The organism is Bradyrhizobium sp. SZCCHNR1051 (genome assembly GCF_032489615.1).
GTDB lineage: Bacteria > Pseudomonadota > Alphaproteobacteria > Rhizobiales > Xanthobacteraceae > Bradyrhizobium.
In genome coordinates, this window is sequence record NZ_JAUEYJ010000016.1 from 117,701 (window position 1) to 132,058 (window position 14,358).

Below are 14,358 nucleotides of genomic sequence, written 5' to 3' on the forward strand. Positions count from 1 at the left end.
GATCATGCATGCGACGCGTGACTTCTCTCACTACGTCAAGGATCTCGGGGCAGGGCTGAAGCATATCGACCTCGCGGTCGAAGGCGTCAGCTGCGCCGGCTGCATGGCCAAGATCGAGCGCGGCCTCTCCGCGCTGCCCGACGTGACGCTGGCGCGCGTCAATCTCACCGACCGCCGCGTCGCGCTGGAATGGAAGCAGGGCACGCTCGATCCGGCCAAGTTCATCGATCGGCTCGCCGAGCTCGGCTATAAGGCCTATCCGTTCGAGAAGGCGAGTGCGGAAGCCACCGAGGCCGAGGAGTCGCGCTTCCTGCTGCGCTGTCTTGGCGTCGCGGCGTTCGCGACCATGAACGTGATGATGCTGTCGATCCCGGTCTGGTCCGGCAATGTCAGCGACATGCTGCCCGAGCAGCGCGACTTCTTCCACTGGTTGTCGGCCGTGATCGCGCTGCCGGCTGCGGCCTATGCCGGCCAGCCGTTCTTCCGCTCCGCCTGGCGTGCCTTGAAGACCGGTAACGTCAACATGGACGTGCCGATCTGCATCGGCGTGATCCTGGCCTTGGGCATGTCGATCGTCGAGACGTTTCATCACGCCGAGCACGCCTATTTCGACGCCGCGATCATGCTGCTGACCTTCCTGCTGGTCGGCCGCTATCTCGACCAGAACATGCGGCGGAAGACCCGCGCCGTCGCCGGCAATCTGGCCGCGCTGAAGGCGGAGACCGCGACCAAGTTCATCGGCCCCGACGAGATTTCGGAGGTGCCGGTCGCCGCCGTTCGCGCCGGCGATCTGGTGCTGCTGCGTCCCGGCGAGCGCTGCGCGGTCGACGGCGTGGTCGTCGAGGGCCGCTCCGAGATCGACCAGAGCCTGATCACCGGCGAGACGCTCTACGTGCCGGCCGAGCAGGGCACCGCGGTCTATGCGGGTTCGCTCAACATTTCCGGCACGCTGCGCGTCCGGGTCTCGGCCGCCGCCGAGGGCACCTTGCTCGCCGAGATCACGCGCCTGCTCGACAACGCGCTGCAGGCCCGCTCGCGCTATATGCGGCTGGCCGACCGCGCCTCGCGGCTGTATGCGCCGGTGGTGCATGCGACCGCAGCGCTCACCGTGCTCGGCTGGGTGCTGATGGGGGCGAGCTGGCACGACGCCATCGTCACCGGCATCGCCGTGCTGATCATCACCTGTCCCTGCGCCCTTGGGCTCGCGATTCCGACCGTGCAGACCGTGGCGTCGGGCGCGATGTTCAAGTCCGGCGTGCTGCTCAATGCGGGCGATGCGATCGAGCGCCTCGCCGAGGCCGATCACGTCATCTTCGACAAGACCGGCACCTTGACGCTGCCGGAGCTCGAGGTCGTCAACGCCGCCGACATTCCTGCAGACGTGTTCGCACTGGCCGGCCAGCTCGCACTGTCGAGCCATCATCCGGTGGCGGCGGCGGTGGCCCAGGCTGCCAATGCGCGTTCGCCGCTGATGGGCGCGGTCGAGGAGCCGGGGCAGGGTGTCCGCGCCGTCGTCGACGGCGTCGAAATCAGGCTGGGGCGTCCGGCATTCTGCGGCGCAGAGGCGCTGGTTGCGCAGACCAGCAGCGTCGATCCCGAGGCTTCGGTGGTTGCCTTCAGCCGCGGCGATAGCAAGTACCTGTTCTCGGTGCGCCAGGGCCTGCGCCCTGACGCTGCCAAGATCGTCGCCGGCCTGCAGCGGCGCGGCATCAAGGTCGAGATCCTCTCGGGCGATCGCGAGGCGGCGGTGGCCGCAGCCGCCATGGCGCTCGGCATCAGCGAGTGGCGCGCCGGCGTGACGCCGGCCGACAAGATCGCGCGCATCGAGGAGCTGAAGCGGGCCGGGGTCAAGGTCATGATGGTCGGCGACGGCATGAACGATGCGCCGTCGCTCGCCGCCGCGCACGTTTCGATGTCGCCGATTTCGGCCGCGCATCTCAGCCAGGCCACCGCCGATCTCGTCTTTCTCGGTCGTCCCCTGGCGCCGGTGCTGGCCGCGATCGACTACGCGCGCAAGGCGCTGCATCTGATGCGGCAGAATCTGTGGCTCGCGGTCGGCTATAACGTCCTGGCGGTGCCGCTTGCGATCAGCGGCGTCGTCACCCCGCTGATCGCGGCAGCCGCGATGTCCGGCTCATCGATCATCGTCATGCTGAATGCGCTGCGTGCCCGCAAGGTGGCTGGGGAGGCCGTGTCATGGAAGTGATGATCATTCTCGTTCCGCTCGCTTTGGCGCTCGGCCTTGCCGGTCTGGTCGGCTTTCTCTGGTCGCTGAAGAGCGGCCAGTACGACGATCTCGAAGGGGCGGCTTGGCGCGCGATCGCCGACGACGATGAGCAGGCCCCGCCGGCTCAATCCGAGCCCGCGCCGAGCCGGTCCTGAACGCCCGGCAGCGTCAGCCAACGCGCCAGACATCCCGCGACCGCGAGCGCGGCGGCGATGCCTGCTCGGCGCAGTTGCTGGCGATGGTCTCGCCCTGCTGAACGAAGATCAGCGTCGCTATCGATAGGCAGGCGCTATCATCGCGATTGGACAACGGCATTTCTCAAGCAGCGCAGGCCGCGCGTGCAATGCGAACGCCCGATGACGGGCGACGGCATTCATGAGGACGAGAGCCACGACGCGCCCGTGCAACATCCTGGAGCGCAGGCCCTGGTCGGGCGAGCACGATCCGCTCTCCGGCGAGGTGTTACGCGATTCGTCGGTGACGCTCGCAGCGGCTGCGGAGTAGAGGGGCCGATGAGCTGAGTCGATCCGATTAGTGCGGCATCTCGGCATTCCGATACCGCTCGGATCAACTCAGTTTAAGGGATTAGTCGCCATTCGTTCTTAATCATTATGGCGCGGCGGCGTCGCCGCGATCCTTGTTTGCCGACCGTGCGAAGACGTCGCCGGAGGGCCGCTGCGCAAGCGCGTATCGGCCGATGCGAGCGTGACCGGCCGGGCAGCGGTATTTGATTGGGATTGGCCAATGTCCGAACGCGCGGTGCTGCAGAATGAGACGGTTGAGCCGGAGACCGGTGCGGTCAGCCTCAAATGGAAAATTCTCGCCGGCAATCTGCTGACCGGCTTCTTCGCGATGGCCTTCGCCTTTGCGCTCGCATGGAGCGGGTGGGGCGACTTGCGCAAGCGCGAGCAGGCGGCACGGGTTCTGGACGCCTTCGAGCTGGCACTGAAGGTCAATGCGCAGATCCCGCTCGAGCGCGGCCAGTGGAATCTGCTCGCGGCGGCCGGGTCCGCCTCGGCGGATGATGTCGCCAAGCTCGACAAGGCCATCGCCACGACGGACGAGTCGCTGGTCCAGGCCAAGACCGCCGCGCAAGTAGCGGGACTGCCGACCACCAATCTCGATGCCGCAGCGACGACATTGCGCGGCGTCCGTTCCGCGGCGCGCAGCGCGGCACCGCTTCCGGCCGCGCAGCGTCCGGCGAACATCCAGGCGACGACCACGGATGGCCTCGGTCGCGCGGCCGAGTCTCTGAATGCCGCCATCGACGAGTCCGCGATCGAGCTGTCGCGGGCCGGCGGCGAGATCGAGAACCTGTTGCCGTCGGCCCAGCTTGCGCAATTGGCGCAATCGATGCGCACGATCAACGGCGCGCGCTCCGCCGTGTTGCGCTTCTTCATCCAGAACACCAGCTGGACCCCGGCGCGTCTTGCCGAGGTGACCGAGCAGAGCGGCCAGGTGACGTTGCTGTGGCAGCAGATCGAGCTCGCGGCGCGCAGCGTTCGCAATACGCCGGAAGTGTCCGCAGCGCTCGAGCACGTTCGCACGACCCTGATGGGCGCGGGCGAACAGCGCTACCGTCAGATCGTCACGGCGGGGCGCGACGGACAGCCGTCGCCGGTCACGGCGGAGGAGTGGGGCCGCTGGACGACGCCGATGCTGAACAACGTCATCGTGCTGCGCGATGCGGCGCTCAAGTCCGCGCATCAGGCCATCGATCAGGCCATTGGCGCGGCGCGGCTGCGGCTGTTCATCGCGCTCGGCGTTCTGCTGCTGGTGGCAATCGTGTCGGTCGCCGTGGTCATCGGCATCGTCCGTGGCGTCGTCGGCCCGCTGGTCGGACTGACCGGCGTGACCCTGCGGCTCGCCAATGGCGAGCTGAGCGCCGACATTCCGAACGAGTCCCGCAAGGACGAGATCGGCGCGATGGCGCGCGCCCTGAAGATCTTCAAGGACGCGCTGATCGCCAAAAAGGCCTCGGACGAGGCCGCGCAGCGCGACGCGCAGGCGCAGATCGATCGGGCCTGGCGGCTGGATGCGCTGACGCGCAACTTCGAGTCGACGATCGCCGACATCGTCAACACCGTGTCGTCGGCGGCCTCGGGCCTCGAAACGTCGGCGGATATGCTGACAAACACCGCCAGCCGCTCGCAGGAGCTCAGCACGGTGGTGGCGGCTGCGTCGGAGGAAGCTTCCGCCAACGTTCAGTCGGTCGCCTCCGCCACCGAGGAGCTCTCCTCGTCGGTGACCGAGATCAGCCGTCAGGTCCAGGCGTCGGCGCGCATGGCCGGCGACGCCGTGCAGCAGGTGCGCCAGACCAATGGGCGCGTCGCCGAATTGTCGCAGGCCGCAGCCCGCATCGGCGACGTCGTCGAGCTCATCAACAGCATTGCCGGACAGACCAATCTCCTCGCACTCAACGCCACCATCGAGGCGGCGCGCGCGGGCGACGCCGGGCGCGGTTTCGCGGTGGTCGCGACCGAGGTCAAGGCGCTGGCCGAGCAGACGGCGAAGGCGACCGAGGAGATCTCGCAGCAGATCTCAGGCGTGCAGGCCGCGACGCAGGAATCGGTGAATTCGATCCAGGCGATCAGCTCGACGATCGAGCGGCTTGCCGAGATCGGCGCGGCCATTGCGGCGGCGGTCGAAGAGCAGGGGGCTGCGACGCAGGAAATCTCCCGCAACGTGCAGCAGGCCGCCCACGGCACCCAGCAGGTCTCGTCCAACATCACGGACGTGCAGCGCGGCGCCTCGCAGACCGGCTCGGCCTCCGCCGAGGTGCTGTCATCGGCCAAGTCGCTCGCCGGAGATTCCAACCGCCTCAAGCGTGAGGTCGGCAGTTTCCTGGAAGCGGTCCGCGCAGCGTAAGAAGCCCGCCTTTCAAGCGCACAAGAAAAAGCCCGGACGACGTCCGGGCTTTTGTTGTTTGACCGTAGCCCGGATGAGCGAAGCGATATCCGGGGCCTGTTCGACAGGATGAGATGAACCCGGATGTCGCTTCGCTCATCCGGGCTACGGGAGCGGCTACGACGCCAGCATCTTCCGGTACAGCGCGTTGTAGCAGGCGGCCGACAGGTTCCAGCTGAAGGAGCGTGCCATCGCTGACAGCCGCATCGCGTTCAGCCGTTCGGTGCTGGTGAACGCCGAAAACGCGCGCTTCACCCCGCCGAGGAAGGATTCCGCCGACGGCTTCTCGAACAGGAATCCGGTCTCGCCATCGGTGATGGTCTCGGCGAGGCCGCCGGTCTGGTGGCCGATCGGCAGCGAGCCGAAGCGCTGGGCATACATCTGGCTCAGGCCGCAGGGCTCGAAGCGCGACGGCATCAGGGTGAAGTCGCTGCCGGCGAAGATGCGCCGCGCCTGCGCATCGTTGAAGCCAATGGCGACCCCGATCGCGTCCGGCCGGCGGCGGTGAGCCTCCAACAGCGCGCGCTCGATGGCGGGCTCGCCGGTGCCGGTGACCACGATCTGGCCGCCGGCGCCGACGATCTCGTCGGCGGCTTCCAGCACCAGGTCGATGCCCTTCTGATGGACGAGGCGCGCGACGATGCCGAACATCGGACCGCGCGACACGGCGAGGCCGAACTGCTTGCGGACGTAGTCGGCGTTGGCCTTCTTGCCCTTCCAGTCGCCGGCGGCGAAGGGCTGCGCCAGCTGCTGGCAGTAACGGGGATCCCAGCTCTCGTCGATGCCGTTGAGAATGCCGGTCAGCTCATGGGCGTTGGAGCGCTGCCGGAGCAGGCCCTCCAGCCCGCAGCCGAGCTCCGGCGTCGTGATCTCCTGCGCATAGGTCGAGCTGACCGTGGTGAGATGCGACGCATAGACCAGGCCGCCCTTGAGAAAGGACAGCTTGTCGTAGAACTCCAGACCGTCGATGTGGAACGAGGATTCGGGGGCGCCGATCCGGCGCAGCGACTCGCGCGGGAACAGGCCCTGATAGGCGAGGTTGTGGATGGTCAGGATCGAGGGAACCTCGACCCCGCGCCATGCCAGATAGGCCGGCACCAATGCGGCCTGCCAATCGTTGGCGTGCACCAGATCGGCTGCCCAGTTCTCATCCAGCGTGCCCGCCGCCAGCTCGGCGGCGGCGGCGGCGAGACGGCCAAAGCGGATGTCGTTGTCCGCCCAGTCCTGCCCGTTCTCGTCGCCGTAGGGGTTGCCCGGACGATCATAGAGCTCGTCGCAGAGCAGGACGTAGACCGGCAGGCCGTCGCGGGTCGAAGACCGTCCCAGCGCGCAGCCTGGCATCTCTGCCAGAGGAGCGCATTGGCCGACGATCTCGATGTGAGTGAGTTGCTCGATCACGTCCCGGTAGCCGGGCAGCATGATCCTGACATCGGTGTGTGAGCGCAGTGCCCGGGGAAGTGCCGCCGAAACGGCAGCCAGTCCGCCCACCCGGACGAAATCGTCCATTTCGGTCGTAACGAACAGAACCCGCAAGAGATGTCCTCGATCAAGCCCCATGTTCGTCCTATGCAAGAAAAGGTCCAAATTCAGTCGTGAAGAAAAGCGTCGCCCCACCGTGGCGGAAGGCCAAACGCTTTCGACATCGAATGGTTCGAACTAGACTCCCCGCGCACCGCGCCCGATGGCTTACGCTTCGTGAATCGGCGAAGAGGAAATGGATCATGCCGGCATCGGCGTGCGGAAAAGAGAACTCCACCAGGGAGCTGCGCTCGTGAGTCTAGTTGGAAACGATGAGAGCCGTTTGACAGGATGCTTCGCGGGGCTGCGCGTCCTGGATTTTTCGACCACGATCGCCGGCCCGCATTGTGCACGCATGCTTGCAGACATGGGTGCGGAGGTGATCAAGATCGAGTCAGCCGAAGGTGAAACGATGCGCATCCGGCCTCCGATGCGCGGCGGCTGCTCCACCGCCTTCGGCCAGCTCAACGTCGGCAAGAAGAGTGTCGTGCTCGATTTGAAATCGCGCGACGGCGGCGACGCGGTGCGTCGGCTCGTCACAGGTGCCGACATCCTGGTCGAGAATTTCCGCCCCGGCGTGATGCAGCGGCTCGGACTCGACGATGCGACCTTGCGCAAATTGAACCCGCGGCTGATCTACTGCTCGATCTCCGGCTACGGCCAGACCGGCCCCTCGGCGGAGCTCCCGGCCTATGCGCCGGTGATCCACGCGGCCTCGGGCTATGACATGGCGCATCTCGCCTACCAGCCCGGGCGCAGCCGGCCTGACTATTGCGGCATCTATCACGCCGACGTGGTGACGGGGACCTATGCCTTCGGCGCCATCGCCTCCGCCCTGTATCAGCGCGAGCGCACCGGCCGCGGCCAGCACATCGACTGCTCGATGCTGGAATCGATGCTGAGCCTGACCTTGAACGAGATCCAATGGTCGCAATTTCCTGTTGCGCAGCCGTCGCGGCCGACCTTCGGCCCGGCGGAGTGTCGCGACGGCTTCGTGATGATCGCCATCGCCAGCGAGAAGACGTTCCAGAACCTGATGACGGTGATCGGACATCCGGACTGGGTCGATGATCCCAGATTCGCAAAATATTCCGACCGGCGGGCAAACTGGGGCGCGCTGATGGATGGCGTCGAGGCCTGGTCGCGCCGGCTCACCGTCGCCCAATGCCTGGAGGCATTGAACGCGGGCGGCGTGCCCAGCTCGGCCTACCGCAGCGTGGCCGATGCACTGGCTGATCCGCAGATCACGCATCGCGGCGCGCTGGCCGACGTGGAGGATGCCGCCGGGACCTTCAAGGTCGTCAACCTGCCGTTCCGGATGTCGGAGGCAAAGGTTGCGGCGGGCCCGCGGGCTGCAAGCCTCGGAGAGCACACCGTGGAAATCCTGCGGGGGGCCGGCGTAAGCGACGCTGCAAAACCTTGAGCTTGTGAGCCAAACCGCTGCAGGGCTGCCATGACCGCACATGCTGCGCGCAGCCTTGCCGCTCCACGTGTTTCCAGCCAATGTCGCGATATCGCAAGAACAGTCCGGACCAGCCGGACGCGCTCATGCCGGGAGGAGGTCCAAGGCGACGTTGCCGCGCGCAGCCTCGCCGCTCGTCCCGTCGATGCGCCGTCCGGGCCCGCCCGCATCGGACTACGGGAGTGAAAGCATGAAGAGCTTCAAGGTCACCGATTTCAATGCACCGCTGACCGAGGTCGACGAGCCGACACCGCAGCCCTTCGGCAAACAGGTGCTGATCAAGGTGAAGGCGGCCGGCGTCTGCCATAGCGATCTGCACATCTGGGAAGGCGGCTATGATCTCGGCCACGGCCGCAAGCCGCTGTCCCTCAAGGATCGCGGCGTGTCGCTGCCGCGGACCATGGGCCATGAGAGCGCCGGTGAGATCGTGGCGTTCGGGCCCGAGGTCACCGAAGCCGAGAAGGGCGGGCTGAAGGTCGGCGACGTCGTGCTGGTCTATCCCTGGATCGGCTGCGGCAAATGCGCCACGTGCCTTGCCGGCGACGAGAACATGTGCCTGAAGCCGGCCTCGCTCGGCGTCTATTGCGACGGCGGCTATGCCGACCACATGACCGTGCCGCATCCGCGCCACCTGATCGATCTCAAGGGGCTCGATCCGGTGACGACCGCGCCCTACGCCTGCTCGGGCGTGACGACCTACAGCGCGCTCAAGAAGGTCGAGAAGGATTTCGACACGCCGATCGTGATCTTCGGCGCCGGCGGGCTCGGGCTGATGGCGCTGTCGCTGTTGAAGGCCATGGGCGGCAAGGGCGCGATCGTGGTCGATATCGACGCGCGCAAGCGCGAGGCCGCGTTGGCGGCCGGCGCGCTGGCGGCGGTCGACGGCAAGGCGCCGGACGCGCTCGAGCAATTGAACAAGGCGGCAGGCGAGCCGATCCGGGCCGTCATCGACCTGGTCGGCAATGCCGCCACCGCGCAGCTCGGCTTCGACTGCCTGACAAAGGGCGGCAAGCTGGTCATCGTCGGCCTGTTCGGCGGCGGTGCGCCGTGGGCGCTGCCGCTCATTCCGATCAAGGCGGTCACCATCCAGGGCAGCTATGTCGGCAATCTCCGCGAGACGAAGGAGCTGCTCGACCTGGTCCGCGCCAAGAACATCGCGCCGATCCCGGTGACGCCGATGCCGCTTGCCAAGGCCAACGATGCCCTGCGCGAGCTGCAGAAGGGCCAACTCGTCGGCCGCGCCGTGCTGACGCCGTAACTCCCAGCCACTCCCGTCATTGCGAGGAGCGAAGCGACGAAGCAATCCAGAGTCTCAACCTGAGCCCTGGATTGCGTCGCTTCGCTCGCAATGACCGAGCTAACTCACTCGAATTGTAAAGAAAACATGCCCTCCACCAACGCACTCCACATCGCAGTCCTTCCCGGCGACGGCATCGGGTCGGAGGTCATGGCGCCAGCGCTCGAGGTGCTGCGCAAGGTCGAGGCGAGGGCCGGCCTGTCGTTCCGTTTCACCGAGGCCCAGGCCGGCGCCACCAACTATCTTGCGACCGGGGTCTCGATCGCCGACGCCACGATCCGGCTGTGCGAGCAGGCGGACGCGATCCTGCTCGGCGCCTGCGGCCTGCCGTCGGTGCGCTATCCCGACAACACCGAGATCGCGCCGCAGATCGAGCTGCGCTTCCATTTCGATCTCTATGCCGGCGTGCGGCCGGCGCGGCTGATTCCGGGCGTGCCGAGCCCGATCGTCGGCGCCGCCGAGCACGGCATCGACTTCGTCGTCATCCGCGAGTCGACCGAGGGCCTGTTCGCCTCGATGGGCAAAGGTGTGGTGACACATGAGGAGGCGCGCGAGACGCTCGTCATCACCCGCAGGACGTCCGAGCGGCTCTTCAACTTCTCCTTCAAGCTCGCCGCCCGCCGCAAGGATCGCGGCCGCTCGGGGACATTAGCCTGCGTCGACAAGGCCAACGTCTTCAAGGCCTTCGCCTACTTCCGCAAGATTTTCGACGAGGTCGCTCAGCTTCATCCGGATGTGAAGGCAGATCATCTCTACGTCGATGCGTGCGCGTTGATGCTGGTGAAGCGCCCTTGGGATTTCGACGTCCTGGTCACCGAGAACATGTTCGGCGACATCCTGTCCGATCTCGCCGCCGGCCTCGTCGGCGGCATGGGCATGGCGCCCTCGGCCGACATCGGCGACCGCCATGCGGTGTTCCAGCCCTGCCACGGCACCGCGCCCGACATCATGGGGCAGGGCAAGGCCAACCCGACTGCGATGATCCTGTCGGCCGCGATGATGCTGGACTGGCTGGCGGATACTCATGGCATCGAGGGCGCAGCCGAGGCGGCCCAGCGGATCGAGCAGGCCGTCGACCAGGTCTATGCATCCGGCCTCAAGCCGTTCGAATTCGGTGGCGATGCCGGCACGATCGACGTCACGAAGGCGGTGCTGGAGGCGCTTTAGAGCATGATCCGGAAAAGTGGGAACCGGTTTTCCGAAACGATCATGCTCAAACAATGAGAGATAGGATCATGATGCGTTTTCTTGGAAACGCATCATGATTTAATTAGCGTCCCTTGAAGGCCGGCTTGCGCTTCTCCATGAAGGCGCGGCGGCCCTCGCGGAAATCCTCCGAATCCATGCAGGCATCGCCAATCCGCTTGATCGCGGCTGTGTCGCGGCGGCTTTCGTCCTTCAGCACTTCGGCGATGGTGATCTTGGCGGCCTTAACCGCCAGCGGCGCATTGCCGGCAATGGTGCGGGCGATCTCCAGCGTGGCCGGCAGCAGCTCGTCGATGCTCATCATCCGATCGACGAGGCCGATCCGCAGCGCCTCCGCGGCATCGATCCGCAGGCCCGTATAGAGCAGCAGCCGCGCCTGCGACGGGCCGACCAGGGACACCAGATTGCGGAGGCCGTCGTAACCGTAGGCGATGCCGAGCCTGGCGGCGGGGATGCCGAACTGGCTGTCCGCGGCGGCGAAGCGCATGTCGGTCAGCATCGCGATCTGCAGGCCGCCGCCGAGGCAGAAGCCGCGGATGCAGGCGATCGTCGGCTTCGGGTAGCCGGCGAGCAGCGCCCGCTGGGCGGCGCTTCGCTCGGCATAGGCCTCGGAGGCTGCGGCATTGTGGCGGCTCTGCTCGAACTGGCTGATATCGGCGCCGGACACGAAGGCCTTGTCGCCGGCGCCGGTCAGCACCACGACCCGGATCGCCTCGTCGTCGCGCAGCGCCACCAGCGCCTGGCCGAGCCCCTCCCACATCTCCAGCGACATCGCATTGCGTTTGTCCGGGTTGTTGAAGGTGATGATGCCGACGCCATCGCCCGCTCTGGTCATGAGGATCTTGTCCCCGGCGAAGGTGGTGGGGAGCTCGGAGATGATCGGCATGGAGGGTCCGTCGGCAGGAGGGCAGGCGGCCGGCATCGTTCACCGCGCCGGTGACGGCGTCAATGTGGGTTCAGGACATGATGGGCAGGCAAGGGACGTCCGGGCCGATGCTCTCGACCTGTGCACGGATCGTCCAGGAGAGAACGCGAGCCCTTCACGATCAGCGTCGGCCGGACGGGACCGAAACGCCAGCATGCCGCCACTTCCTATGACGGCAGGGAGCACGAGAATATAAAGGCGACGAAGCCTCAGACCGCGCAGCGATCGCTGGGCGGACGAGAAGGGCCGGTGTGTCGGCCACGCCGATCGCTCGGCCTTGAGCCGAGGCAGTGAACTCGCCCGAGCTGGCAGATCGCCTGGCGCCCCCAAGTTGCGCCCTCGAGCGAAGATGGCCCATATCCATCACGGGCAGACGTGTCTGACGGATCAGACAGCCTTGCCTATTCTTCGTTCGCTGCGATCGATTCCATCAAGGATACCAGCTGACGTTGTACCGTCTGGTCCTTGATCTTGCTGTAGGCGCGCAGCAACCGCAGGCTGAAGGCGCTGTCCAGGAACAGGAGGCTCTCGACCTCACGGGCCTTGCTGTCGCCGTCGTAGAAGAACGTCACGGGCACGTCGAGCGCGGTGGCGATCTGCTGCAGACGCGCAGCGCCGACCCGGTTGACGCCCTTCTCGTACTTCTGGACCTGCTGGAAGCTCACGCCGAGCTTCTCGCCGAGCTCAGCCTGCGAGATCTTCTGCTCTACACGCCGCAGGCGAATCCGCTTGCCGAGCTCGATGTCGGGCTTGCCCGCACTGCGCTGCTTCATTTTCTTTGCCGCTGATTTGTTCATACTGATTTTACCGTCCTTCCATCGGAAAGCCCCCGAAAAGATGGGTCAGGGGTTCACCCATATATACTGTTTTAAGTTGCTGTGGATGGATGAATTCGTCCTTAAACCACGGGTATTTGCCAGGGTTAAAGGCCTCCACCAGCCAGTCGATCATGTGACGCACCCTAGGGATGCGTCCAGTGGTGGCATGGTAAGACAGCCAGATGTCGTAGGACCACTTGAGATCAACCTCAAGCGGTATGATCTTCCCGCCCAGGGCACTCGCGTAGGTTGGGAAGACTCCAATACCGGCGCCGTGCGCCACCGCCCAGTAATTGGCGCTCGAGACATTGGTGGTCATCGCGATCAGGTCCCGCTGCTCAAAACCGGGAAAGATGGTGGCGAAGGCGGCGTTGGCGGCGGCTTCGTCCGCCACCTGCAGAACCAAGCGATGTTTGACGAGATCGTCAATCGTCTTTGGGATGCCAAATATCTCCAGATATTTCTCGCTCGCAAAGCACATCAGGTGCATGCGGCCGAGCCGGACCAGCTTGACGTCGAGCGCCGCCGGCCGGGTGAGGTGGATGGCGACATCGGCCTCGTGACGCGACACGTCGGCCGAGCGCATCGCGCAATAGAGGTCGACCATGACGTTGGGGAAGCTCTGCTGAAATTCGACCAGCCGGGGCGCCAGCCAGAACGTGCCGAGCCCCTCGGTCACCGCGACCCGGACCTCGCCCGACGCGGCGCCGGCGAGACCATCGCCCGCGCGCAGCAGCTCGAATGACGCGGCCTCCATGTGCTCAACGGCGGAGACCACCAGCGCGCCTTCGTCGGTCAGCCGAGCGCCGTGGACATCGCGCGTGAACAGCGTCGCGCCGATCTGCCGCTCGAAATCATCGATGCGCCGCCGTACGGCATTGATCGAGAGCGTCAGCCGCTCAGCCGCGGAGCGAAAGCTGCCGGCCCTGACAACCTCGAGGAAGATCCGCGCTGCATCCCAGTCGGTGAGACTTGCCAGCGCCGATTTGCTCACGGTTGACTTGGCCGGGGCGGCCCGGCCCGTCACAGTTCTTGCCGGCTTGCTCGCCGCGGCGCCCCTACTCTCTCGGCTCAGTTCGATACTCGATCCTGCCGCAGCAGACGAGTCGCCGTGCTCCCCTGGCGCCAGCGTCGCAGGGGTCTCGGCTAGGTCCTGGCGTTCCTTCTGAGGAACGCCCCGTTCCGCCGCAACGCGCATACAAGCTCTCTCCGCCTGCTAGAGTGATTCCGATAAATTACGGGCAAGACACGTTCGTGCCATGATTTGGTTGAGCGATCGAGGGTCGATGAGTCTGCTACCTTCAGTTCTCTGCAGCATGGTCTTACCGCCAGCAGACGCGCGGTCTGACACATCATGTAGGACAAGGACACGCTTAGCGCGAGTCGAATCTAAGATCGATGGTTTTTGCCTCGACCGCAATGAAATGGTATTCGAAGATGGTCCGTTGTCATGCTATCTTGATGAACGGATTGTGGCGCTGACTCATCGAATGCCGGGGAGCGGTGGCGTGTCTTCACCCTGCGTCATGCCAGGACTGAGCCGCATGGGCAAAGCGCAGGGGAGCAAGGACATGACGCATTTGGAAGCCATCCGCGAGTCGGGAGTTGCTCGGCTCGATCTCGTCGCACGCTAGAACGGAAACGACGCCTGTGGCCAATTCAGACGAACAAATGCTTGCAGTGCTTGCATCCCTGGAGCAGTGCCGCGCCATGCTCGCGGCAACGGGCAATCGCGAATCGGCACATTTGGTCTCGGTTGCCATCCTCGACCTGCGTATGAAGCTGAACCGTCTGAGCGAAGACGATCTGAAATCGCTTTGCGATGAGATGGTTCAAGCTGACAATCCCGACAAGCTGCGCGATGCGAAGCTGCAGCCGGGTCAGCGCCGGCCACCACTGCTTCGAGTGGTGAAATAGCACAGTTCGATGTGTGCACAAGGGTGCATTTAGCGCATTTGTGATATGTCGTGATCCCACAGTGAGCGCGCACCGGCTCGC

Annotated in this window: 12 protein-coding genes; 8 read left to right on the top strand and 4 right to left on the bottom strand. The window is 65.6% G+C overall.

Annotation, left to right across the window (positions count from 1 at the left end; genetic code table 11):
* Positions 1-4: 4 nt before the first annotated feature.
* The 4 genes from QW868_RS20505 (at position 5) to QW868_RS20520 (ending at position 5,095) form a co-directional block, all read left to right on the top strand.
* Positions 5-2,206, top strand: coding sequence for a cation-translocating P-type ATPase (locus tag QW868_RS20505; RefSeq protein ID WP_315776385.1), 2,202 nt, complete (start codon positions 5-7; stop codon positions 2,204-2,206).
* Positions 2,197-2,382, top strand: a complete 186-nt coding sequence (ccoS, locus tag QW868_RS20510) for a cbb3-type cytochrome oxidase assembly protein CcoS (protein ID WP_315737154.1) — start codon at positions 2,197-2,199, stop codon at positions 2,380-2,382. Before QW868_RS20505 ends, ccoS begins: the two co-directional genes overlap by 10 nt.
* A 220-nt stretch (positions 2,383-2,602) precedes the next feature.
* Positions 2,603-2,731, top strand: a complete 129-nt coding sequence (locus QW868_RS20515; RefSeq protein WP_315737155.1) for a hypothetical protein — start codon at positions 2,603-2,605, stop codon at positions 2,729-2,731.
* Between the two features lie 240 nt (positions 2,732-2,971).
* Positions 2,972-5,095 carry a HAMP domain-containing methyl-accepting chemotaxis protein gene (locus tag QW868_RS20520; RefSeq protein WP_316231340.1) on the top strand — a complete coding sequence of 708 codons (2,124 nt, stop codon included), beginning with the start codon at positions 2,972-2,974 and terminating at the stop codon, positions 5,093-5,095.
* A 156-nt stretch (positions 5,096-5,251) separates the two neighbouring features.
* Here the strand turns inward: QW868_RS20520 and glgA are convergent, their stop codons facing one another.
* Positions 5,252-6,667, bottom strand: coding sequence for a glycogen synthase GlgA (gene glgA, locus QW868_RS20525; protein ID WP_316231341.1), 1,416 nt, complete (start codon positions 6,665-6,667; stop codon positions 5,252-5,254).
* 340 nt (positions 6,668-7,007) lie between these two features.
* Here glgA and QW868_RS20530 point away from each other — a divergent pair, with 340 nt between their 5' ends.
* The 3 genes from QW868_RS20530 (at position 7,008) to QW868_RS20540 (ending at position 10,578) form a co-directional block, all read left to right on the top strand.
* Positions 7,008-8,075: a CaiB/BaiF CoA transferase family protein gene (locus QW868_RS20530; protein ID WP_410051313.1), complete on the top strand. Its 1,068-nt coding sequence runs from the start codon at positions 7,008-7,010 to the stop codon at positions 8,073-8,075.
* 229 nt (positions 8,076-8,304) lie between these two features.
* Positions 8,305-9,372 (top strand): alcohol dehydrogenase, encoded by a 1,068-nt coding sequence (locus tag QW868_RS20535; RefSeq protein ID WP_315776388.1) that lies wholly within the window; start codon positions 8,305-8,307, stop codon positions 9,370-9,372.
* A 126-nt stretch (positions 9,373-9,498) separates the two neighbouring features.
* Positions 9,499-10,578, top strand: a complete 1,080-nt coding sequence (locus QW868_RS20540) for an isocitrate/isopropylmalate dehydrogenase family protein (protein ID WP_316231343.1) — start codon at positions 9,499-9,501, stop codon at positions 10,576-10,578.
* Positions 10,579-10,681: 103 nt separating this feature from the next.
* On the opposite strand, the gene QW868_RS20545 is transcribed toward QW868_RS20540, so the two are convergent.
* The 3 genes from QW868_RS20545 to QW868_RS20555 all read right to left on the bottom strand — a co-directional run bounded on the left by QW868_RS20545 (position 10,682) and on the right by QW868_RS20555 (position 13,558).
* The gene (locus tag QW868_RS20545) at positions 10,682-11,503 is read right to left on the bottom strand and encodes an enoyl-CoA hydratase (protein WP_315737160.1); all 822 of its coding nucleotides are present in this window, start codon (positions 11,501-11,503) and stop codon (positions 10,682-10,684) included.
* 440 nt (positions 11,504-11,943) lie between these two features.
* Entirely contained in the window at positions 11,944-12,339 is a 396-nt protein-coding gene (locus QW868_RS20550; RefSeq protein WP_015668220.1) for a helix-turn-helix domain-containing protein, read from the bottom strand.
* Positions 12,340-12,346: 7 nt separating this feature from the next.
* The gene (locus tag QW868_RS20555; RefSeq protein WP_316231344.1) at positions 12,347-13,558 is read right to left on the bottom strand and encodes a LysR family transcriptional regulator; all 1,212 of its coding nucleotides are present in this window, start codon (positions 13,556-13,558) and stop codon (positions 12,347-12,349) included.
* Positions 13,559-13,965: 407 nt separating this feature from the next.
* Between QW868_RS20555 and QW868_RS20560 the strand changes: the two genes are divergently transcribed.
* Positions 13,966-14,277, top strand: coding sequence for a hypothetical protein (locus tag QW868_RS20560; RefSeq protein ID WP_315758505.1), 312 nt, complete (start codon positions 13,966-13,968; stop codon positions 14,275-14,277).
* The last annotated feature ends 81 nt before the right edge of the window (positions 14,278-14,358 follow it).

Coding starts and splice junctions, on each gene's coding strand:
- QW868_RS20505 (WP_315776385.1), top strand. CDS start 5: ATGCATGCGACGCGTGACTTCTCTCACTACGTCAAGGATCTCGGGGCA.
- ccoS (WP_315737154.1), top strand. CDS start 2,197: ATGGAAGTGATGATCATTCTCGTTCCGCTCGCTTTGGCGCTCGGCCTT.
- QW868_RS20515 (WP_315737155.1), top strand. CDS start 2,603: ATGAGGACGAGAGCCACGACGCGCCCGTGCAACATCCTGGAGCGCAGG.
- QW868_RS20520 (WP_316231340.1), top strand. CDS start 2,972: ATGTCCGAACGCGCGGTGCTGCAGAATGAGACGGTTGAGCCGGAGACC.
- QW868_RS20530 (WP_410051313.1), top strand. CDS start 7,008: ATGCTTGCAGACATGGGTGCGGAGGTGATCAAGATCGAGTCAGCCGAA.
- QW868_RS20535 (WP_315776388.1), top strand. CDS start 8,305: ATGAAGAGCTTCAAGGTCACCGATTTCAATGCACCGCTGACCGAGGTC.
- QW868_RS20540 (WP_316231343.1), top strand. CDS start 9,499: ATGCCCTCCACCAACGCACTCCACATCGCAGTCCTTCCCGGCGACGGC.
- QW868_RS20545 (WP_315737160.1), bottom strand. CDS start 11,503: ATGCCGATCATCTCCGAGCTCCCCACCACCTTCGCCGGGGACAAGATC.
- QW868_RS20550 (WP_015668220.1), bottom strand. CDS start 12,339: ATGAACAAATCAGCGGCAAAGAAAATGAAGCAGCGCAGTGCGGGCAAG.
- QW868_RS20555 (WP_316231344.1), bottom strand. CDS start 13,558: ATGCGCGTTGCGGCGGAACGGGGCGTTCCTCAGAAGGAACGCCAGGAC.